At 39.7% G+C, this 21,614-nt stretch carries 15 protein-coding genes and 1 pseudogene; 2 read left to right on the top strand and 14 right to left on the bottom strand.

Going from position 1 to position 21,614, the window contains the following annotated elements:
• The 10 genes and pseudogenes from Q1K34_RS06070 to Q1K34_RS06025 form a co-directional block, all read right to left on the bottom strand.
• Positions 1–194, bottom strand: a pseudogene (locus Q1K34_RS06070) (cytochrome P450); the annotation flags it as partial.
• Positions 195–268: 74 nt separating this feature from the next.
• Positions 269–1,297 carry a Holliday junction branch migration DNA helicase RuvB gene (ruvB, locus tag Q1K34_RS06065; RefSeq protein ID WP_300435868.1) on the bottom strand — a complete coding sequence of 343 codons (1,029 nt, stop codon included), beginning with the start codon at positions 1,295–1,297 and terminating at the stop codon, positions 269–271.
• 138 nt (positions 1,298–1,435) lie between these two features.
• Positions 1,436–3,259, bottom strand: coding sequence for a cbb3-type cytochrome c oxidase subunit I (locus Q1K34_RS06060; RefSeq protein WP_300435861.1), 1,824 nt, complete (start codon positions 3,257–3,259; stop codon positions 1,436–1,438).
• An 18-nt stretch (positions 3,260–3,277) separates the two neighbouring features.
• The gene (locus Q1K34_RS06055; RefSeq protein WP_300435858.1) at positions 3,278–4,486 is read right to left on the bottom strand and encodes a cytochrome c oxidase subunit II; all 1,209 of its coding nucleotides are present in this window, start codon (positions 4,484–4,486) and stop codon (positions 3,278–3,280) included.
• Between the two features lie 33 nt (positions 4,487–4,519).
• Entirely contained in the window at positions 4,520–5,926 is a 1,407-nt protein-coding gene (locus Q1K34_RS06050; RefSeq protein WP_300435856.1) for a quinol:cytochrome C oxidoreductase, read from the bottom strand.
• Between the two features lie 20 nt (positions 5,927–5,946).
• A complete protein-coding gene (locus tag Q1K34_RS06045; RefSeq protein WP_300435854.1) occupies positions 5,947–6,648 on the bottom strand; it encodes a cytochrome c in 702 nt (233 codons plus the stop codon).
• A gap of 12 nt (positions 6,649–6,660) precedes the next feature.
• On the bottom strand, positions 6,661–7,182 hold the full coding sequence (locus tag Q1K34_RS06040; protein ID WP_300435852.1) for a DUF3341 domain-containing protein: 522 nt from the start codon (positions 7,180–7,182) through the stop codon (positions 6,661–6,663).
• 5 nt (positions 7,183–7,187) lie between these two features.
• Positions 7,188–9,002: an NrfD/PsrC family molybdoenzyme membrane anchor subunit gene (gene nrfD / locus Q1K34_RS06035; RefSeq protein WP_300435850.1), complete on the bottom strand. Its 1,815-nt coding sequence runs from the start codon at positions 9,000–9,002 to the stop codon at positions 7,188–7,190.
• A gap of 36 nt (positions 9,003–9,038) precedes the next feature.
• Positions 9,039–12,116, bottom strand: coding sequence for a TAT-variant-translocated molybdopterin oxidoreductase (locus Q1K34_RS06030; protein WP_300435848.1), 3,078 nt, complete (start codon positions 12,114–12,116; stop codon positions 9,039–9,041).
• Between the two features lie 48 nt (positions 12,117–12,164).
• On the bottom strand, positions 12,165–13,526 hold the full coding sequence (locus Q1K34_RS06025) for a c-type cytochrome (protein WP_300435845.1): 1,362 nt from the start codon (positions 13,524–13,526) through the stop codon (positions 12,165–12,167).
• Between the two features lie 225 nt (positions 13,527–13,751).
• Here Q1K34_RS06025 and Q1K34_RS06020 point away from each other — a divergent pair, with 225 nt between their 5' ends.
• Entirely contained in the window at positions 13,752–14,141 is a 390-nt protein-coding gene (locus Q1K34_RS06020; RefSeq protein ID WP_300435843.1) for an SPOR domain-containing protein, read from the top strand.
• A gap of 298 nt (positions 14,142–14,439) precedes the next feature.
• Here Q1K34_RS06020 and infB read toward each other — a convergent pair whose 3' ends face one another.
• From infB to rimP, 3 genes are read right to left on the bottom strand one after another with little or no spacing between them, the layout of a single operon-like run.
• Complete coding sequence (gene infB, locus Q1K34_RS06015) at positions 14,440–17,208, bottom strand: translation initiation factor IF-2 (RefSeq protein ID WP_300435841.1); 2,769 nt, start codon at positions 17,206–17,208, stop codon at positions 14,440–14,442.
• 51 nt (positions 17,209–17,259) lie between these two features.
• Positions 17,260–18,492 carry a transcription termination factor NusA gene (gene nusA, locus Q1K34_RS06010; RefSeq protein WP_300435838.1) on the bottom strand — a complete coding sequence of 411 codons (1,233 nt, stop codon included), beginning with the start codon at positions 18,490–18,492 and terminating at the stop codon, positions 17,260–17,262.
• Positions 18,493–18,504: 12 nt separating this feature from the next.
• Complete coding sequence (gene rimP / locus Q1K34_RS06005; RefSeq protein WP_300435835.1) at positions 18,505–18,966, bottom strand: ribosome assembly cofactor RimP; 462 nt, start codon at positions 18,964–18,966, stop codon at positions 18,505–18,507.
• A 236-nt stretch (positions 18,967–19,202) separates the two neighbouring features.
• On the opposite strand from rimP, the gene Q1K34_RS06000 reads away from it, so the two are divergent.
• Complete coding sequence (locus Q1K34_RS06000; protein WP_300435832.1) at positions 19,203–20,030, top strand: universal stress protein; 828 nt, start codon at positions 19,203–19,205, stop codon at positions 20,028–20,030.
• Here Q1K34_RS06000 and Q1K34_RS05995 read toward each other — a convergent pair.
• Positions 20,027–21,550 (bottom strand): hypothetical protein, encoded by a 1,524-nt coding sequence (locus Q1K34_RS05995; protein ID WP_300435830.1) that lies wholly within the window; start codon positions 21,548–21,550, stop codon positions 20,027–20,029. The genes Q1K34_RS06000 and Q1K34_RS05995 overlap by 4 nt on opposite strands.
• Positions 21,551–21,614: the final 64 nt, after the last annotated feature.

The raw sequence follows: 21,614 nt of genomic DNA, 5'->3' as shown, positions 1-21,614 counted from the left end.
TGAAGGACATATTCCACCAAGCCGGCATCACGTGAAAAGATCACAGATTTATTAAAGCCTATATTCAGTCTAAAAGTATCGCCTTTCTCATTGAAATTATGGTGATGAAATGGCAAAGGATTTTTTAAAATATTAGCAGAATGCTTAAGAAAACTGAGGAGGGATACTTCGGGGATGTTACTTTCTTTCTTCATCTATTCAAATTATTCTGGGAGTAAAGAAGACCTCACAGGTTTTAAAACCTGTGAGGTCTGGACAACAAGACTATTTACTGGTCAAAAAGTCCACTTTGGGAACTCCCTTTTATCCTCCCTAAATGTTTGTAAGCCGCTTCAGTAACTTCCCTACCGCGAGGTGTTCGATATATAAAACCCTGTTGAATTAGGAATGGCTCATAGACCTCTTCGATGGTTTCTGCACTTTCACTAACCGCAGTGGCAAGAGTAGTGATTCCTACGGGACCGCCTTTAAATTTATCGATAATAGTAGCCAGGATCTTGTTATCCATTTCATCAAGACCGTGGGCATCTACATTAAGTGCCTTTAATCCAAATTTGGCAATTTCCATATCTATTTTTCCGTTGCCTTTAATCTGTGCAAAATCCCGAACCCGCCTTAAAAGTGCGTTTGCGATTCGCGGCGTCCCACGACTTCTTCCGGCAATTTCGATGGCTGCATCCTGGGTGATGGGAACTTTTAGAATTTCTGAATTTCTCTCTACAATGCCGGAAAGCAATTCAGTAGTATAATATTGTAATCGGCTGGAGATTCCAAATCTCGCCCGCATGGGAGCGGTAAGCAATCCCGAACGCGTAGTAGCGCCAATCAGGGTAAAGGGATTCAGATTGATCTGCACTGTTCTGGCATTCGGCCCGGTTTCGATCATGATATCAATCCGGTAATCCTCCATAGCAGAATAAAGATATTCTTCCACTATCGGACTCAATCTATGTATTTCATCTATAAAAAGAATATCCCTCTCCTCAAGATTTGTTAAAAGTCCGGCAAGGTCACCAGGTTTATCCAATACAGGGCCTGAGGTGATCTTTATTCCCACATTCAGCTCATTGGCCAGAATATGGGCTAAGGTAGTTTTTCCCAATCCCGGAGGGCCGTGAAACAAGGTATGATCTAAAGCCTCACCTCTCAGGTTAGCTGCCTGAACGAACACCTGAAGGTTTTCCAACACCTGCTCCTGTCCCGCAAAGTCATCAAAGCTAAGTGGACGCAAAGCTCTTTCTACATCAAACTCTTCTGGGGAGAAACTATCTCCGGTAGGATCAAGGTTTTCGTTTATCATAAGATCTGGTTATCCGGTTTAAGATAAGAAATATTAGGTCAATATTAGATTGAAAATAGAGAATCAAAGATAATTAAAAAAGCCTCTTCCGGTTGGGAAAAGGCTTTTCTATATTTTAATTATCGAGTGAATTTATTAGTGATTCAACTCTTCTTCATCTTCCTGAAGTGGCACTGTTTGAGGAACAAAATCCTGGCCTTTAATCACGTATTCCCCGTCCTCATCCGTTTTAGAGTAATCATAAGCCCAACGATATACGGAAGGTATTTTTCCAGGCCAGTTTCCGTGGATATGTTCTACCGGGGTAGTCCATTCTAAAGTATTTGATCTCCATGGGTTCTGAACAGCTTTCTTTCCGAAGAAAATAGAACCGAAGAAGTTATAAATGAATACTAACTGAACCAGTGCAGTGATGATTGCAGCTACAGTAATAATTACATTCACATCTGCATAATCATCAAAATACGGGAAGTTTGTATTTGTATAATAACGCCTTGGAAGTCCCGCGATACCGATAAAGTGCATCGGGAAGAAAACTCCATAAGCACCTACAGCGGTTACCCAGAAGTGGATATAACCCAGGTTCTTATTCATCATTCTACCAAACATTTTCGGGAACCAGTGATAAACACCAGCGAACAATCCGTACAATGCAGAGATACCCATCACCAGGTGGAAGTGGGCCACCACAAAGTAAGTATCATGTACGTTGATATCCAAAGTTGAATCTCCAAGGATAATCCCGGTAAGACCACCAGTAATAAAAGTAGACACCAGACCTATCGAGAACAACATTCCCGGATTCATCTGTAGATTACCCTTCCAAAGAGTAGTAATATAGTTAAAAGCTTTTACAGCCGATGGAATCGCGATCAATAAGGTTGTAAAGGTAAATACCGATCCAAGGAATGGGTTCATTCCAGAGATAAACATATGGTGACCCCAAACAATTGTTGAAAGGAACGCAATGGCCAATATAGATGCAACCATCGCACGATAACCAAAAATTGGCTTACGTGAGTTCGTTGAAATAATTTCTGAAGTAATACCTAATGCTGGTAGAAGTACAATATATACCTCTGGATGTCCCAGGAACCAGAAAAGGTGTTCGAACAATACCGGTGATCCACCCTGATGGCTCAGAACCTCTCCTTTAATGAAAATATCACTTAAGAAGAATGAAGTTCCAAAACTTCTATCCATTATTAAGAGCAGTGCTGCTGAAAGTAATACCGGGAAAGAAACCACCCCAATAATAGCAGTTACAAAGAAAGCCCAGATAGTAAGCGGAAGTCTGGTCATAGACATTCCCTCAGTTCTAAGGTTGATTACCGTAACGATATAGTTTAGGGAACCAAGTAAAGAAGAGGCAATGAAAATAGCCATAGAAACCAACCAAAGCGTCATCCCTGTTCCAGAACCACTAATAGCCTGTGGCAATGCACTCAATGGAGGATAAATTGTCCACCCCGCCATGGCTGGCCCAGATTCTACGAATAAGGAACTTAACATGATCACACTGGAAAGAAAGAATAACCAGTAAGAAACCATATTCAGAAAGCCCGAAGCCATATCACGTGCACCGATCTGCAACGGAATTAATAAATTAGAAAACGTACCACTAAGCCCAGCGGTAAGTACAAAGAATACCATGATCGTACCGTGAATGGTCACTAAAGCCAGGTAAATACTTGGAGACATTACTCCATCTGGAGCCCATTTATCGCCCAATAAGGCTTCAAAAACCCAGAAAGATTGTTCTGGCCAGGCAAGTTGGATACGGAATAGGATTGACATGGCAATACCTATGATCCCCATGATAAGCCCTGTAATAAGATATTGCTTGGCAATCATCTTATGATCCTGACTAAAAATGTACTTTGTTATAAAAGTCTCTTTATGATGATGTCCGTGATCTTCGTGGTGATCGTGTGCCGGTGCATTTGCAATTGCTGACATATCTCTTAATTCTTTATCTTAATTTTGTTCTTTTTCTACTAAGGCAACACCATTATTCTCCTGTGGTGTGGTCTCTGTTTCGTCTTCTCCTTCAGCATCCTCTTCTCCTTCAGCAGCAGGAGGCTGCTCTCCAGCGGTGTCCTCTGGTCTATCTACATTTTCACTGTTTTCGGCCATATTGCTTGCAAAAGTAGGTTGCTCTTCTAACCAGGCATTAAAATCTTCTTCAGACTCCACAATAATTTTCATCTGCATATTATAGTGAGCCTGCCCACAGATTTTATTACAAAGGAGAAAATAATCGAATTCATAAGAATCTAAGGTAGGTTCTCCCTGAGCTAATAAAGCTTCATTCCTTTGGTTCCTTTCTTCGTTTACGCTTTTTACTTTATCTCTCATATACTCACTTTCCCTCATTTCTTCGGTAGTAATAGTTGGAGTAAAACCAAACTGAGTGATCATTCCGGGAACCACATTCATTTGCGCCCTAAAGAATGGGAAATAGGCGGAATGTAATACATCCTGAGAACGGAATTTGAATAAAACCGGTTTACCTACGGGTAAATGTAACTCAGTAACGATTTTATCATCCTCCCCATATGAATCAGATTCATCAACTCCTAACTGGTTTACCCCTTCAATAAATCGAACATTAGCTTTTCCTAAGGTATTGTCCTCTCCGGAATATCTCGCTCTCCAGTCGAATTGAAAAGCATACAATTCAATTACCATTGGATCTTCATCTTCATTGATATTCATAATATCACTCCAGGTAAACAATCCGTAGATAATAAGTCCTGCAAGAACGATTACCGGGATGATAGTCCAAATAAATTCAAGTTTATCATTATCAGCATAAAACAAGGCCTTTTGGGTTTTCTTTCCTTTATATTTAAAAGCGAAATAGTGTAAAAGTCCCTGAGTGATTACCTGAACAAACATGATAAGCGCAATAGAGATGAACATTAATGTATCATACTCTCCACCGTGTTCAGAAGCTGCTTCAGGCAAATAGAATCTTCCATATTCCCAGAAACAGTAAATGGTAATTACATAAAGGAAAATTACGAAAGCCAACATTAAAATTCCATGCAGCTTATTATCCTTATCGTTTGCAACCTCAGAAGTATCGGCATCGTGACTCTTAGATAACTGAAAAATCTTAGAGATCTGCCAACCGGTTACGGCCAGAAGTGCTAGTACTATGATTACTAAAAATACGGTCATTTTATAAGTTCTTCTTTAAACAATCAATCTTAATTAATAATGGTAATGCTTACTCTCCTTGATAAAAGGATTTCCTTTAACCAGTAATGGTGCTTTGGTAAGTGCGTTGAAAACAACAAAAGTAAACAAACCTCCAAATAACAAAACTGCGCTAATTTCAGGAATACCTATAAACCATGATTCTCCAACGGTAGCTGGCATCACCATCACATACACATTCAGGTAGTGACCACATAAGATCACTATTCCGGTCATAATTACAAACCAGTTCACTCTTTTATAATCACTGTTCATGAGCAGTAGAACAGGGAATAGGAAGTTTGTTATCAACATTCCGAAGAATGGCAACTGATAATCTTCAATTCTCTGAATGAAATACACTACTTCTTCAGGTATATTTGAATACCAGATCAACATAAACTGTGAGAACCAAAGGTAGGTCCAGAAAATACTAATTCCGAACATAAATTTCGCCAGGTCATGGATATGACTATCATTTACAAATTCAAGATAACTTCTTGATTTTAGATAAATGGTAACAATCGCAATAGTTGTGATGGCTGAAACAAACAAACTTGCAAATACGAACCAACCAAATAAGGTGCTAAACCAGTGTGGATCTAAGCTCATGATCCAGTCCCATGACATCATAGATTCAGTCACGATAAAGAATACCAGGAATCCTGCTGCCAGTTTAAAGTTCTTTTTGAAATAGGTAAGATCTGTAGCGTCATCCATTTTAATAGAATTCTTTCTTAGCAGGTGTCTGAAGAAAATCCAGCCTCCAAGATAAATAGCAGCTCTTATTAAAAAGAAAGGAACATTTAAATAGGATGTTTTCGCCTGAATAATTTCATCATGTGCTACCACTTCCGGATCCATCCACACGAAGAGGTGATTAAGATGAAGTCCTGAAAGAACTAATAAAACGAATACTATTATTCCACCGGGTAAAAGGTAAGCGGTAATCGCCTCCATAACCCTAAATAGAACAGGAGACCATCCGGCCTGTGCTGCATACTGAATCGCATAAAAAGCAAGTGCTCCAAGAGCAATCATAAAGAAAAAGAAAGCAGCTACATACAGTGCAGCCCATGGCTTGTTTTGTAATTGATGTAATATATGTTCGTAATGCTCATTATCATGGGAAGCTGCTTCACCGTGCCCGGCTTCAGCATGAGTTTCTTCTCCATGGGAGGTTTCGCTTTCATAGCCATGGATATTCTCCACTTCAGTATCCCCACCAGGAAGCTGCTCCACGTTGATTTCCTGGGTATCCTCTTCAGCATGAGCTTCACCATGTTCACCATGAGAAGCCATCATTTCCTTAACATCCTCTACGGTTTCCGGTGCTGCGATGAATCCATAAATGAGACCTATTGCGCCAACAATCATACAAATGATTGCTGTTAATTTTAATTTACTGGATAGCGTATACATATCGATATAGATCTAAATCTTTATTCTTGATTTTCGGTTTGGTTGCTTTCGTTCTCCTGATCTGAGTTAATATCACCTGCATCATCATATAGATTTGCATCAGCTCTGGAAGGCAGAAGTTGGGTTGGCCCTTCAGTCTCTTCTTCAAACTCTCTTTCAGCCTTTCCTTCCAACTTGTTTTTTAAACTCATCACATAATGATCTATCTGCCAACGTTCTTCTATAGAAGTTTGAGAAGCATAAGAACCCATATTATTTAGCCCGTAATACATCACGTGATATACACTTCCTTCATTAATAGCACGTCCAGCGTCATCATAAGAAGGAACTCCAAGAATCTTTTCCCTTTCCACCAAAATTCCTTTACCTGCACCTTTATCCCCGTGGCACACGGCACAATAAATGGTGTAAAGCGCCTTCCCTTCAGCATAATTGTCCTGAGTATAAGGAAGTGGGTTTTTTAAGTTGGCTTTTGCTGCAGCAGCATCCTCTGGATTATTTTGATATTCGTAAGGCATCCAACCCCGTGGAATAGAACCTTCCGCTGGCAATTTAGCTTCCTGGCCGTTTTCAAAAACATCGTACTCCCCGTAAGTTTCGTAACCTACCGGCTCATACATATCTGGCATGTACTGATAGTTTGGATCATCCTTGTCATGGCAGGAAACAACTGCTAAGCCAAGCATACAAAATCCTATAGTTTTATGGAATAAACTTCTCATTATCACTATGTATTATTCTATTAATTTAATTTCAGATGCTCCGGTATTATATAAAAAGTCGGTTAGGTCATCTATATTATGATTGGCAGCATCCACTTCCATCAGAAATACATCATCTGTAGTCCTCACATCAGGATTCTCTGCTTTTTTGAACGGCCACAATTTACTTCTCATATAAAAAGTAATAACCATAAGGTGAGCCGCAAAGAATACTGTTAATTCAAACATAATTGGCACAAATGCCGGCATATTCTGAATAAAACTGAAACTTGGTTTCCCGCCAATATCCTGAGGCCAGTCTTCTATCATGATAAAGTTCATCATAGCAACAGCTACAGATAAACCAACCAATCCATACATGAAAGAGGTGATGGCCAATCTGGTAGGAGCGAGCCCCATTGCTTTATCAAGACCGTGTACGGGAAATGGGCAATAGATCTCTCCTATATGATAGCGTGCTTCACGAATCTGCTTTACTGCCTGTAAAAGTAGATCGTCATCTCTGTAAATAGCGTGTAAAACTTTAGATGCCATCCTGATTATTTATTTTTTAGTTTGTTTGCCTGATCTATCCATCCTTCTCTATTTTCCTCTATAGGGAAGTTTTCAATTACTTCATCAAGCAATTCAAAATCCTGTTCCGTTAATTTACTTATCTGATCAAAGAGATAGATACCTACCTGGTGGAAATGTTGCTGAAGCAACGGCCCTACGTTCTTTAATTTTGTAAGATCATCTGCATCCTGAATTTTTGGATCATAGGTTCCTATTCTCGAAAGCATTTCGTCAATACGATCTTTTGTAACTTCAGAAACAACCAATCCATCTACATTTACAGTATCCTCATGACGATGGTCTTCTTCTTTTAACTTGGTATGTTCAGTATCTTCAATTTTATGATGTATACCTTCCTCTTCATTTCGAACAGGATTTCTACCTACAGTTTCTGGATTATAATGAAGTACATTATCTCCATGTTCAGCTCTTAATTTTTTATATTTTTCTCCGGAAGCCTTCAAAATAGTCTTCACCTCTGCCTGAGCGATCACAGGGAAGGAACGAGCATAAAGAAGGAACAACACAAAGAAGAATCCAATAGTACCGATAAAAATCCCAATATCTACAAAAGTTGGAGAGAACATCGTCCATGAAGATGGAAGGTAATCACGGTGAAGCGATGTAACGATAATCACAAAACGCTCAAACCACATCCCGATATTCACCACAATAGAAATAAAAAACGAGAACATGATACTTGTACGTAATTTCTTGAACCACATGAACTGAGGAGAGAACACGTTGCAGGTCATCATACTCCAGTATGCCCACCAGTAAGGCCCGGTGGCTCTGTTAAGAAACGCATATTGTTCGTATTCAACTCCGGAATACCACGCAATAACCAACTCGGTAATATAGGCAGTACCAACGATAGAACCTGTGATCATAATTACAATGTTCATCAATTCTATATGCTGAATAGTAATATAATCTTCAAGATTGGAAACCTTTCTCATGATAATAAGCAAGGTATTTACCATGGCGAATCCAGAGAATATCGCACCCGCAACAAAGTAAGGAGGGAAAATGGTGGTATGCCATCCCGGTATTACCGAAGTTGCGAAGTCAAAAGATACAATGGTATGTACAGAAAGTACCAGTGGTGTTGCAAGTCCTGCAAGTACCAAAGAAACTTCTTCAAAACGTTGCCAGTCTTTGGCACGACCACTCCATCCAAAGGATAATATTCCATAAACTCTTTTTGTAAAAGGAGTAATCGCCCGGTCACGAATCATTGCAAAATCAGGTAGCAATCCAGTCCACCAGAATACCAGGGAAACCGAAAGATAGGTTGAGATTGCAAATACATCCCAAAGAAGCGGTGAGTTAAAGTTCACCCAAAGCGATCCAAACTGGTTAGGAATTGGAAGTACCCAGTATGCCAGCCATGGACGCCCCATATGTATTAAAGGGAATAGACCTGCCTGCATTACCGAGAAAATAGTCATCGCCTCTGCAGACCTGTTGATGGCCATTCTCCATTTTTGACGGAACAGCAATAATACGGCCGATATCAGTGTACCGGCATGACCAATACCTACCCACCATACAAAGTTGGTAATATCCCAGGCCCAACCTACTGTTTTGTTTAATCCCCAGGTACCTATACCCGTAGAAATTGTGTAAACTATACATCCAACACCCCAAAGAAAGGCAACAAGGGAGATAGCAAAAACTATCCACCAGGTTTTATTAGCCCTTCCTTCCACCGGAGCAGCAACATCCACTGTCACATCGTGATAGGTTTTGTTCCCGGTAACTAGAGGCTTTCGTATAGGTGCTTCGTAATGAGACATATCCTTATCTGATTGATTCTTAGTTATTCGTTATTATTAAGCTTCGGTTGTATTTCTAACTTTCGTTTGATACATCACATTTGGTTTTGTACCTACATACTCTAGCAGATGATACATCCTGTCATCATTTTTCTTTTCAAGAATTTTAGTGCCCTCGTTATTCACATCACCAAAAACTATAGCACCTTTATCACAAGCTGCAGAACAAGCCGTCTGGAATTCACCATCCTTAATTGTTCTTCCTTCCCGCTTGGCATCAAGGATAGTTTTTTGGGTTTTCTGAATACACATAGAACATTTTTCCATTACCCCTCTGGAACGTACCGTGACATCCGGGTTAAGCACCATTCTACCAAGGTCATTGTTCATGTGATAATCAAATTCATCGTTCTGTGCATAGGTGAACCAGTTGAAACGACGCACTTTATAAGGACAGTTGTTTGCACAGTATCTTGTACCCACACATCTGTTATAGATCATTTGGTTCTGACCCTGTCTACCGTGAGAAGTTGCCGCTACCGGACAAACAGTTTCACAAGGAGCATGGTTACAGTGCTGACACATTACCGGCTGGAAAACCACCTGAGGATTATCTGCCGGCTGCTCAAGTTCTCCAAATTCTGAAAGTGAACTTCCCAGGCCTCCAATATTTTCTTTTTTCTCAAGATCGTTGGTAAAGGTATCTTCAGAAGAGAAATAACGATCTATACGCAACCAGTGCATATCTCTCGACTTTCTAACTTCCTCTTTACCTACCACAGGAACATTATTCTCTGAGTGACATGCGATCACACAGGCACCACAACCCGTACAGGCATTTAAATCTATACTTAAGTTAAAGTGCGGCCCTGTAGACCTGTCAAAACTTTCCCAAATATCAACCTCGGGAGAAGTTACCGGAGTCTCCTGGTGATCCAGAGAAACCTCAGGAACTTCATTCCAAACATGAGCATCTTTAGTATTGAATATCTCAAGAGTTGTTTCCTTAATGATATCCCCTCTACCCATTAAGGTATTATGAAGCTGAACACATGCAAATTCATGCACTCCTGCAGCCTTTTCAATCTTTACCTTCTGAATAGAACTGAAATTTTTATATAAAGGATACGCGTTTACACCCGTTTGCATTTCTTCCTGAACACCTGCTTTTCTACCATAACCAAGCGCAAGACCAACAGATCCTTTGGCCTGACCAGGCATGATGTAAACCGGTACATTCTGCACCACAGCATCACCAACACTAAGGTTTACATAACTTCCGTTAAGACCTCCATTAGCAACATGTTCATTTTCTAAACCAAGTTCTTCAGCATCAGCTTTGGAAATAGTTAGATAATTATCCCAGCTCGCTCTCGAAAGAGGATCAGGCATCTCCTGCAACCATGGATTGTTAGCCTGCTGGCCGTCACCTATCGCAGTACTGGTATAAAGCGATAATTCAAAACCTTCACCCTCCATTTCATCCAAATTGAATGAAACTGAAGAAGAACCTGTATTTTCTGAAGCAGGTATTGAAACAGGCGAAGAAGCTTCAAATACTCCATCATGAAGTACTTCACTCCAATTTCTATCACCCAATCCACCAGACCAGGTCTCTTTAATATATTCGTAATAAGACGAATTATTACCAGACCATTTCAAAATTGTATCCTGAAATTGTCTTGTATCAAATAAGGGTCTTATGGTTGGCTGCATTAGACTGAAAGATCTTTCAGAAAACTGGATATCTCCCCAGCTCTCCAAATAATGCGGAGTAGCAGCAACATATTTACTTAATTTTGAAGTCTCATCGGTTCTGGTAGTAAAATCTACTACAGTTTCAACCTCTTTTAGAGCTTCAGCAAATTCCTTTCCGTTTGGAAGTGTATGAACCGGATTTAGTCCGGCGATTAAAAGAGCGCCCACACTACCATTATTCATATCTTCCACCAACTGGGCAACTTCAGAAGCGTTCCCCTGACGGATCATTCTTGCATTTGAAGTATCCATCACCTGACTACCAAGCGCCTCATTTATTTCCAACACCCAGGTTTGCGCTTCTTCATCTGGAATACCAGAAACAACTACAGCTCCGCTACCAGCCTGTCTTAGCTGCCTCGCAGCTTTCACCACAGCATCATCAATAGTTGCAGGAAGATCACTCGTTGAGGAACCTCCGGCTATATATCCTCTCAAAGCAGAAAGCACTGCCTTTTGCTGAGATGGCTTTAACGGAACACGCTTATCTGCATTTGCCCCTGTTAGTGACATATTAGATTCAAACTGAATATGACGGGACATTTTACCTCCTGAGCCTGACGAAGTATCAGGAATCCTGGTTTTCGCATAGGCAGCATCAAAACCACCTCCATGCCAGTCTCCCAGAAAATCCGCCCCTACACCCACTACCGTTTTCACTTTAGTGAAATCATAGTTAGGCAAGGCACGTTTTCCAAATTTAGACTGAAATGCATTTAAAGCAGCATCTTCAGAAACCGTATCGTAGACTACGTGACGAACATTTCCATATTTTGAAGAAAACTCCTGAATAAGTTTTGAGGTTGAAGGGCTCGCAAATGTTTGCGTAAGAAGAACTATATCCCCACTTGTATTATCCAATGCAGAGGACACCTCACGGTCAAATTCTTCCCAGGAAACATTCCTGCCTTCAATCATAGGGCGTTTTACCCTTTTTGTATCATATAAAGAAAGTACCGAAGCATGAACACGGGCATTCGCACCGCCTTTAAACCTGGACATTTCGTTATTTTCAATTTTAATAGGCCTACCCTCACGGGTTTTAACCAGTACGCTTGCAAAGTCGAAACCATCAGCAATGGTAGACGCGTAATAATTTGCAATTCCAGGCACAATCCTATCAGGTTGCACCACGTAAGGAATAGACTTGGTCACAGGGCCTTCGCAGGCAGCCAGTGACGCCGCTGCTGTACTGAACCCAACATACTTAAGGAAATCCCTTCTGGAAGTTTTAGAATCCCCAAGATTCTCTTTATCCCCAAGGAAATCCTCTACAGGAATATCCTCAGCAAATTCCTTTTGTTGGAGCGTCTCAACAATAGAGCTATTTTCATTTAGCTCTTCAACACTTTTCCAGTATTTCTTGTTTGATGACATATTATATCTAGATATTAGCTTCTTAAATTACACCTGAATTTCAGGATTTTAATAGTGACACTTACCACATTCTAATCCACCCATCTGGGCAGCAGTAAGCTCTTCTACACCATATTTTTTAGATAATTCCTCATGGATCTTCTCGTAATATTCATTACCCTCGATCCTGATATTAGTTTCACGGTGACAGTTAATACACCATCCCATGGTTAATGGAGCGTCCTGATATACAATTTCCATTTCCTGAATAGGACCATGACATTTCTGACATTCTATCCCGGCAACACTTACGTGCTGAGAATGGTTAAAGTATGCGAAATCCGGAAGATTATGGATACGTACCCATTTCACAGGTTTTTCCTCCCCGGAATAAGTTCTGGAAGCAGGGTCCCATCCGGCCGCAGCATATAACTTCTGGATCTCCTTATCGTAAAATTCTTTTGAATATTCTTCAGTAGCTGTTTCAGGAGCAACCTCTGCAATTGCTTTATGACAGTTCATACAAACATTAAGAGCAGGAATTCCTGAATGCTTCGAGGTTCTTGCAGAAGAGTGACAATATTTACATTCGATCTCATTATCACCCGCATGAATCCTATGAGAATAATGAATTGGTTGAATTGGCTGATATCCTTTATCCACCCCAACCTGCATTAAAAACCCATAAGCGAAATAACCTACTGCCAAAAGAACAAATATCGCACTAACCAGCACCAAGAACTGGTTCTCCACAAAGGACTTATAGATTGGTTTTCTCTTTGGCTTTTCCGGAATCACGATACCGGAAGCGTCTGCAAAATTTCTCAGCGTTTTATTCACCAGGAATAGCACCAAAAGAAGGATCGCCAGAACGAATACTAAAATCCCTAAGATCACATCTGTGGAAACTCCCCCAGTTCCTCCAGCAGCTCCCGCTTCACCTGCAGCAGCTCCCGTCGCCGCCTGGGGCTCCGGCTTAGGCTGCTCAACATAAGCAAGGATATTATCTATATCAGAGTTAGACAACTGGGGAAAAGCCGGCATCGCCGTTTGGTTCCACTCGTTATAAATCTCATTAGCCTCTGAATCCCCACTCGCTATCATAGCAGCAGAATTCTTAACCCATTCATGGATCCAATCCATCTCACGCCTATCTGTCACTCCATTTAAGGCAGGACCAATAGAATTGGAATAGGGTTTATGACATGCAGCACATAAAGAATTAAATAATTCTTTACCCGCCGCCGCGTCTCCTAAACTGGAAGCCGTGGCACCACCAGAAGAAGCCCCTTCCTGGTTAGCCTGCTCCTGCGCGGTGGTGTCCTGCACCGCCTGAGCCTGGGAAAAACCAGACAGGCTAATTATAAATAAAAATGCTACGCTTAATAGTAGTTGTCGCGGAGTTGAATGGCGGAAAATCACCTTTTTCATATTATAAGTTCGATTAACGTCTAAACTTTGGTACGGTTTTTACACTCAGTATTTTAGGGCTAAAAACCTAAAAAGGTACCTTTAAATTCAGGCACAAAAGTAATACTTATAGACGATTTTAGGAATGTTAGATAAGTGTTAATAGGTAATTTATATTAGTTCTAAATAATAATTATAAGCTGTTTAAGTTATTTAATTTTACATTTGTCAAAATGCCAATATATCATGAGAAAATCAACACCGTTATTTCTTTTATGCCTTGCCGCTTTTCTATTTCTTTCCACTGGAAAAATTCAGGCACAACAAGGAAACGTTAACATTCAACAAAACCAAAAGATTGAAAAACTAATGGAGGTTAAAGCCCAGTTGAATGAAAACAATAAGATAGGTGACCGGTATGTTATCCAGTTATTCTATGGAGATAATGGCGAAGCTAATGAAGTAATCCAAAAATATAGGAATGTATACACCTACCCCTCCCAAATCACCTATGAAGCTCCAAATTACAAAGTGTGGGTAGGGAATTTCAGAAGCAGGCTGGAAGCCGACAGAGCTCTTTTAGCAGTTAAAGAAACTTTCCCTTCGGCATTTATTCCGAAGCCACAGAGAAAATAACTGTAATTATAATTTACTCATGTGTGGTTAAAGAAACTAGACCGCTTCGCTTTTAGATATAAGAAATTAGACTTGGACTTAACTAAGTGATAAATACAGTAAATTTAATATGCTGTTTTTCAAAGAATGGCACAATTCAAAATTTTTTAAAGGCAGGGTATAGATAGTAGAAAAAGTGTTGAACCATTCAAAATACTGGGTTCAGGTTCGTTCTTTAAAATCTTGATCGGACACCACTGAGTTTCATAAAAAAAGCGACTCAAAAATGAGTCGCTTTTTTTATTCTATTATATCTAATTTATTTCGATTTAAGGGTTTTCTTCACCTCCACTTCTCTAAAGGCTTCGATCACATCTCCCTCTCTAATATCGTTATAATTCTTCACCTGCATACCACAGTCGTAACCTTTCTTCACTTCTTTTACATCGTCTTTAAAGCGTTTTAAAGAAGCAAGTTCTCCGGTGTAAACAACCACTCCATCACGTATCAATCTAACTCCGGCACTCCTATAAATAGTCCCTGAAGTTACCATACAACCAGCGATCGTACCAATTTTAGAGATTTTAAAGGTCTCTCTAATTTCAGCAGTACCGGTAATTTCTTCCTTCAATTCAGGAGAAAGCATACCTTCCATCGCATCTTTAAGATCGTTTATTGCATCATAGATGATCGAGTACGTTCTGATATCGATTTCTTCTTTATCGGCTACCTGTCTTGCATTTCCAGCAGGACGAACGTTGAATCCAATAATTACCGCATCAGATGCCGAAGCAAGTAACACATCACTTTCAGTAATCGCACCTACTCCTTTATGGATGATATTAACCTGGATCTCTTCCGTAGAAAGTTTCTGGAAACTATCTGTAAGTGCTTCCACAGAACCATCCACATCACCTTTAAGGATAATATTCAATTCTTTAAAGTCTCCAAGCGCAATACGTCTTCCAATTTCATCCAGGGTAATATGACGCTGAGTCCTAACATTCTGCTCACGTTGTAACTGAGTACGTCTTGCAGCGATATCTTTAGCTTCACGCTCGTCTTCCATCACCTTGAACGTATCACCTGCCTGCGGCGCACCATCAAGACCAAGAATAGACACCGGTGTAGAAGGCCCTGCCTCTTTCACCTCATGTCCGCGCTCATCATGCATAGCTTTTACTTTACCACTATGCCTACCAGCAAGCACATAATCCCCTACTTTAAGCGTACCAGCCTGTACAAGAATAGTGGCTATATAACCACGTCCCCTATCAAGGAAAGCTTCCACCACAGTACCTTTGGCTAATTTATTAGGGTTCGCCTGCAATTCCAGGATTTCGGCTTCGAGAAGTACTTTTTCCAGTAATTCTTTTACACCAGCACCAGTTTTTGCAGAAATATCATGCGATTGAATCTTACCACCCCAATCTTCCACAAGAAGATCCATGGCAGCAAGTTTTTCTTTAATCTTTTCAGGATTCGCCGTTGGCAAATCAGATTTGTTGATCGCAAAAATGATTGGAACTCCCGCAGCCTGAGCGTGAGAGATCGCTTCTTTTGTTTGAGGCATCACATCATCATCTGCTGCAATTACAATAATTGCAATATCGGTTACCTGAGCACCACGAGCACGCATCGCCGTAAAGGCTTCGTGACCGGGAGTATCCAGGAAGGCAATTTTTTGTCCGCCTTCAAGTTTAACCCCGTAAGCACCAATGTGCTGTGTAATTCCACCACTTTCCCCGGCAATTACATTCTCTTTACGAACATAATCCAATAAAGATGTTTTACCGTGGTCTACGTGACCCATTACTGTTACAATTGGAGCTCTTGTTTCGAGATCTTCCGGATTTTCTTCAACTTCTTCAACAGTCTCTTCAACATCTGCGGTGGTAAATTCAACCTCGTACCCAAACTCTTCAGCAACAATACTCAGAGTTTCAGCATCAAGACGCTGATTCATCGTAACCATCATTCCAAGAGACATACATGCCGAGATTACCTTAGTCACCGATACATCCATCATGGTTGCCACCTCACTCACAGTAACAAACTCGGTTACCTTTAAGATCTTTTCATCTGATTCCTGCTGTGCAAGATCCTGTTCAGATCTTTGACGGTGCTGATCCCTTTTCTCTCTTCTATATTTAGCACCTTTACCTTTAGAAGATTTTCCCTGAAGCTTTTCAAGTGTTTCACGCACTTGTTTTTGCACTTCTTCTTCGGTAGGCTCTTCCTTGGTAATAGGTTTACTTCTTTTTCTACCTCCTTTATTGGCTCCGCCACGCTGATTTCCACCACCACCTTTTACATCTTTACTAATGCGGCGACGGCGTTTTTTACGCTTATCCTTATCGTCTTTTTTATCGTCTTTCTTCTCTTCCTTTTTCTTAACAGGCTTTTTGAATTGTGAAAGATCGATCTTCTTACCGGTAAAATTAGGACCACTAAGCTTGGTATACTTTGTTTCTATGGTACTGTTCTCATCTTCCTTCGCTTCTTCTTCAGCGGGAGCAGCCTCTTCTTTCTTAGAATCCTCTTTTTTAGGAGCTTCTTTTTCAGTATCTTCTTTTTTCTCCTCTTCTGGCTTCTCCTCTTTCTCTTCTTCTTTCGCGGCAGGTTTTTCAGGCTGCTTAGTTTCTTCAGCTTCTTTGACAGGTTCTTCTGCTGGAGTTTCTTTTGCTTCCTCTTTAGGGGCTTCGGCTTTTTTCTCTTTAGGCTTTTCACCTGGCTTTTTATCCAGATCTATTTTCCCAACAGTTTTTGGGCCTTCAAGTTTCGTTCTGGATGCTACAGCTTCCTCCTCTTTCTTCTCTTCCTCTGCCTTACGTTTCTCTTCAATCTCTTTACGCAGCTCTTCCTTCTCTTTCTTTCTCTCCTCTCCAACTTCTTTAGAAGCAACCTTTTTAGTCTTGTCGGTTTGGAATTCATCAGAAAGCACCTCGTAGATTTCTCCCGAGATTTTTGTAGTTGGACGTGCGTCTATCTCGTAGCCTTTGGAAGTAAGATATTCCACAGCCCTGTCTAACGAGATATTGAACTCACGTAGAACTTTATTTAATCGCGTTGTTTTCGCTTCTGCCATAAATTGCCCTCTAAATTAACCTCTTTTAATGTAATCTATATTAAAAAAATATTATTCTTCAAATTCTGAACGGAGAACAGCCATCACATCTTTAATGGTTTCCTCCTCAAGGTCTGTACGGCGAACAAGATCATTAATATCCTGCTCCAATACAGCCTTTGCAGTATCCAGACCAATTTTTGAAAATTCAGCAATCACCCAATCTTCAATTTCATCTGTAAACTCTTTTAACTCCACATCCTCCTCAACACCTTCACGGTACACATCTATTTCATAGCCGGTTAACTGTCCGGCTAATCTAATATTGTGCCCACCTCGACCAATAGCTTTGGAAACTTCTTCTGGCTTCAGCATTACCTCAGCAGTCCTGGCTTCTTCATTCATCTTAATGGAAGTTATTTTCGCCGGACTCAATGCCCTGGTGATAAATAACTGCTCATTATTGGTGAAATTGATCACATCTATATTCTCGTTCCCCAATTCACGTACAATGCTATGAATCCTGGATCCTTTCATTCCCACACAGGCTCCAACAGGGTCGATTCTATCATCATAAGAATCTACCGCTACCTTTGCCTTTTCTCCAGGAACCCGAACTACTTTCTTGATAGTAATTAAACCGTCAAATACTTCCGGAATTTCCTGTTCGAATAATTTCTCAAGGAAACCGGGAGCAGTTCTGGACATTATGATCGTAGGCTTATTACCTTTTAATTCGACGCTCTCAATAATTCCCCTTACATTTTCTCCTTTTCTGAAAAAATCTGACGGGATCTGGCGGTCTTTTGGAAGCACAATCTCATTTCCTTCATCATCTAAAAGAATGATCGCCCTGTGCCTAATATGATGAACTTCTGCAGTATAAATCTCTCCTTCAAGATCTTTAAACTGCTTATAAATATTTGTATTATCATGCTCGTGGATCTTAGAGATCAAATTTTGCCGAAGTGCTAAAATTGCCCTTCTACCAAGATCTACCAGCTTTACTTCTTCAGAAACATCTTCGCCCACTTCAAAATCGGGCTCGATCTTTCTCGCCTGCGTAAGGGAGATTTCCCTGTTTGAATCTTCTACTTCACCATCTGCTACCACAATTCGGTTTCTCCAAATCTCAAGATCCCCTTTATCAGGGTTTACAATAATATCAAAATTATCGTCTTCTCCATACTTTTTCTTCAAAGCATTTCTAAAAACATCCTCTAAGATCGCCATCAGCGTAACACGATCTATAAGTTTATCGTCTTTAAACTCTGAGAATGACTCAATCAACGCGATATTTTCCATATCAATTTGTGATTAAAATGTTATTTTAACTTTTGCTTCCACAATATCAGTATAAGGCAAAACGGCCTCTTTCTGTACTGTGACTTTTCCCTTGCCAACCGGCTTAGGCTCTCTCGCTTTCCATGAAAGCTTTATTTCATCGTCATCTGCAGATACAAGATCAGCTTCGAATTTTTCATTCTCTGTCTTCACCTTTAACCTGCGACCAATATTCTTTTTGTATTGTCTCGGCATTGAAAGAGGTTCTGAGACTCCTGCCGAGGTAACTTCCAGTGAAAAATCTTCCTCTTCCCTATCCAGGTTATGCTCAATAGCACGGCTCACCATTATACAGTCATTAACCGAAACGCCCTGGTCCCCGTCCAATACTATCTTAATATGATTGGCGGAGTTTACTTCAAGGCTTATTAAAAATAAGGAATTATTTTCTTCGAATACCTTTGCTGCTAATTTTTCTACTTTCTCCTTCAGCATGCTTATAAAAAGAGGGGACTTCTGTCCCCTCGCTGTACTTTTTTAGTTTCAACGCTGCAAATATAGCAATATTTTTTAAGTATAAAAACGTGGAAATAAATGAAATGGGCTAAAACTTAAATTCCCTTCAGATCTTAACTATCATAGAAACTACATAAGAACAATTAATTCTAAGGATTAAAATTTTCTTCGTAAATTTAATAGAGCATTTATTTCTAAGCTTTTACTCTTCAATCATGAAAAACATTCTTGTCCCTACAGACTTTAGCGATCAGGCTGAAAAAGCCCTAAAAGTAGCCGCACAGTTGGCGAAAAAATTTAACGGTGAGATATTCCTGTTGCATATGCTGGAGCTTCCGCTTCAGTTAATAGATCCAATTGGCGGAGGCAACCAAAATATTCCTGAAGCCCTTTTTTTTATGAAACTTGCCCACCAGCGATTTTCTAAAATTATGAAAGAACCTTATTTAAAAGGAATTAAAGTTCATGAAACCGTAGAATTCCACCGTGCTTTTGATGGTATTATGGAGATAAGCAAAGAGAAAAATTGTGATTTGATCGTGATGGGCTCCCACGGAGCAAACGGATTCCAGGAAATGTTTATCGGTTCTAATACTGAAAAAGTGGTAAGACATTCAGAAATTCCCGTGCTGGTGATCAAGAATCAAATCCCTGATTTTGACATTGAAGATTTTGTATTTGCCACAGATGCCAATCTCCAGCACAGGCACATTTTGAATAAAGCCGTTACTTTCGCAGATAAATTGAATGCAAAGTTTCACCTGCTATTTGTGAATACCCCCAATGATTTTATGACGAGTGAAGAAGCATCAGAAAAGATAGGGGAGTTTGCCGAAAAAATAACTTCAGAAAATTATAAGATCCACATATATAATGATATAAGCGTGGAAAAAGGAATTCTGAATTTCGCTAAAAAGCTCGACGCCGGCCTGTTAGGAATTGGAACCCATGGCAGGAAAGGGATCGCTCATTTTTTTAATGGAAGTATTAGTGAGGATCTGGTAAATCATGCCAACAGGCCCGTAGTTACTTTTAAGATCTAAAGAAAGGATTTTAGCGCCCCGTTCTTCACTAAATTCCATACATAGTTCCAAAAGGATTTGGTCTTATCCCTCGTAAAACTGATTTCTTTATAATTCGCCTCCTCATTAAGAGCTTCATTTTGCACAATAAGATTCGCCAGGGCAGATATTATTTTGTTCTTTTTTTGTGCATCTTTTCTTAGAACTTCTACTTTAAAACTATCATATTCCAATCTCATATCGCCACTCCCTTTTGTATCATTTCCGTAAAAATTAAAATACATATCCAGAATTTTCCCTGAAGCCTGCACATTCATAGCCGGTTTCAAAAAATTATTGATCTGATCTGCGGCAAGCCTCCCCATTTGCCCTGAAAATTGGAATTGATCATTTTTATTGCTTATATCAAATTCCCATTCCACCTTTAAGGGGGCAGTTTTCATAAAATTAGCATTTACATCTACAAAGGTTTTTGGAAAGTTTTTGCTATCCATTCCAATATTGGTGATATTTTTAATAACACCATTCAAATTTGAAAATTCCACCACTCCCGGCTCCCTGTCCCCATGGATTTTTTCTTCATATCTTATATAGGCTTTATTCACCTGAATACTATCTAAATTCAGTAATATGGGAAGCTCCCTGATCATTTTACTATATAATGGCTTGAAACTGGTATCGTCCGGTTGCAGTTTATCCCTGTAAATCTCAAAATCAACCCCCGTTATTTCAGTAAAGGAATTTTGGATTTTTAAAGAATCATTTTGCAAAGACCAGTTGAAATTTTTCATGGAGACTGAATCTATTTCAAGATCATAGCGGTCTTTTTCAACCGGAGTTGTTTTTTGATGCTCTGTCTTTGAAAATTTTGGTACAATTTTGAGATTCTTGACGAGGACCTGATTATTATCAATTTTAAAATTCCCGGCAACTAACTCATGCTGTTTGTCAAGGTCATAAAAAATACTGTCGGCATTTAAAAGGATAAGGTCATAATTAAATGGGACTGTTTCTTTCAGGGTTTTGGCATTGATCTTTACCTGCTCCATCTTTACATCCCTAATCGTGGTAAATAACCTATGCTGGGTGCTATCCTTTTCAAATATTTGAAAGCTACCACCGCTAACTATTACATTTTTTATTTCAATATTATTTTCAAACCTGGATGTTTTCTTTTTTCTCACTGAATCTTTTTCCTGATCCTGAAGATTAAAAATTTTTACCACGGGATTGGTGATTTTCAGTTCACCTATAATTATATTTTTATTGACGATATATTCCCACAGATGAATATCATTCAGTTTAAGGGCATCCACCTGAAGAGATTTTCCTTTTAAATTAACGGAAGGCTTAAGTACTTCTGCCGTCCTGTTGAGTAGCTTTACATCAACCTTATTATATGTAGTATGGGATTCTTCCAGACCTTTCTCTATTCCAGTTTTAATTTTCTTCTCCAGGAAATTATTAAGGAACAATAGGCCCAACGCCAGCAAACCAATTGCAACCAAAATTCCTGTAGCAAATTTTGTAGTTCTTCTCAAATTATCGTTCGTTTTAGAAAAACCAATTTACAATTCAAAGAGCTTCAAAAGCAGGGTTTAAGAT

The sequence above is a fragment of the Christiangramia sp. genome, assembly GCF_029937855.1.
In the GTDB taxonomy this organism is placed as follows: Bacteria; Bacteroidota; Bacteroidia; order Flavobacteriales; family Flavobacteriaceae; genus Christiangramia.
Note: the sequence above shows the minus strand (reverse complement) of the source record. Positions and strands in the feature narration are given on the sequence as shown.

What these genes read in the sequence shown, in the direction of transcription:
- nusA (WP_300435838.1), bottom strand. Translation starts at nt 18,492, where the DNA reads ATGGAAAATATCGCGTTGATTGAGTCATTCTCAGAGTTTAAAGACGAT.
- Q1K34_RS06055 (WP_300435858.1), bottom strand. Translation starts at nt 4,486, where the DNA reads ATGACCGTATTTTTAGTAATCATAGTACTAGCACTTCTGGCCGTAACC.
- Q1K34_RS06050 (WP_300435856.1), bottom strand. Translation starts at nt 5,926, where the DNA reads ATGTATACGCTATCCAGTAAATTAAAATTAACAGCAATCATTTGTATG.
- infB (WP_300435841.1), bottom strand. Translation starts at nt 17,208, where the DNA reads ATGGCAGAAGCGAAAACAACGCGATTAAATAAAGTTCTACGTGAGTTC.
- rimP (WP_300435835.1), bottom strand. Translation starts at nt 18,966, where the DNA reads ATGCTGAAGGAGAAAGTAGAAAAATTAGCAGCAAAGGTATTCGAAGAA.
- nrfD (WP_300435850.1), bottom strand. Translation starts at nt 9,002, where the DNA reads ATGTCTCATTACGAAGCACCTATACGAAAGCCTCTAGTTACCGGGAAC.
- Q1K34_RS06060 (WP_300435861.1), bottom strand. Translation starts at nt 3,259, where the DNA reads ATGTCAGCAATTGCAAATGCACCGGCACACGATCACCACGAAGATCAC.
- Q1K34_RS06040 (WP_300435852.1), bottom strand. Translation starts at nt 7,182, where the DNA reads ATGGCATCTAAAGTTTTACACGCTATTTACAGAGATGACGATCTACTT.
- Q1K34_RS06030 (WP_300435848.1), bottom strand. Translation starts at nt 12,116, where the DNA reads ATGTCATCAAACAAGAAATACTGGAAAAGTGTTGAAGAGCTAAATGAA.
- Q1K34_RS06045 (WP_300435854.1), bottom strand. Translation starts at nt 6,648, where the DNA reads ATGAGAAGTTTATTCCATAAAACTATAGGATTTTGTATGCTTGGCTTA.
- Q1K34_RS06000 (WP_300435832.1), top strand. Translation starts at nt 19,203, where the DNA reads ATGAAAAACATTCTTGTCCCTACAGACTTTAGCGATCAGGCTGAAAAA.
- Q1K34_RS06025 (WP_300435845.1), bottom strand. Translation starts at nt 13,526, where the DNA reads ATGAAAAAGGTGATTTTCCGCCATTCAACTCCGCGACAACTACTATTA.
- Q1K34_RS06020 (WP_300435843.1), top strand. Translation starts at nt 13,752, where the DNA reads ATGAGAAAATCAACACCGTTATTTCTTTTATGCCTTGCCGCTTTTCTA.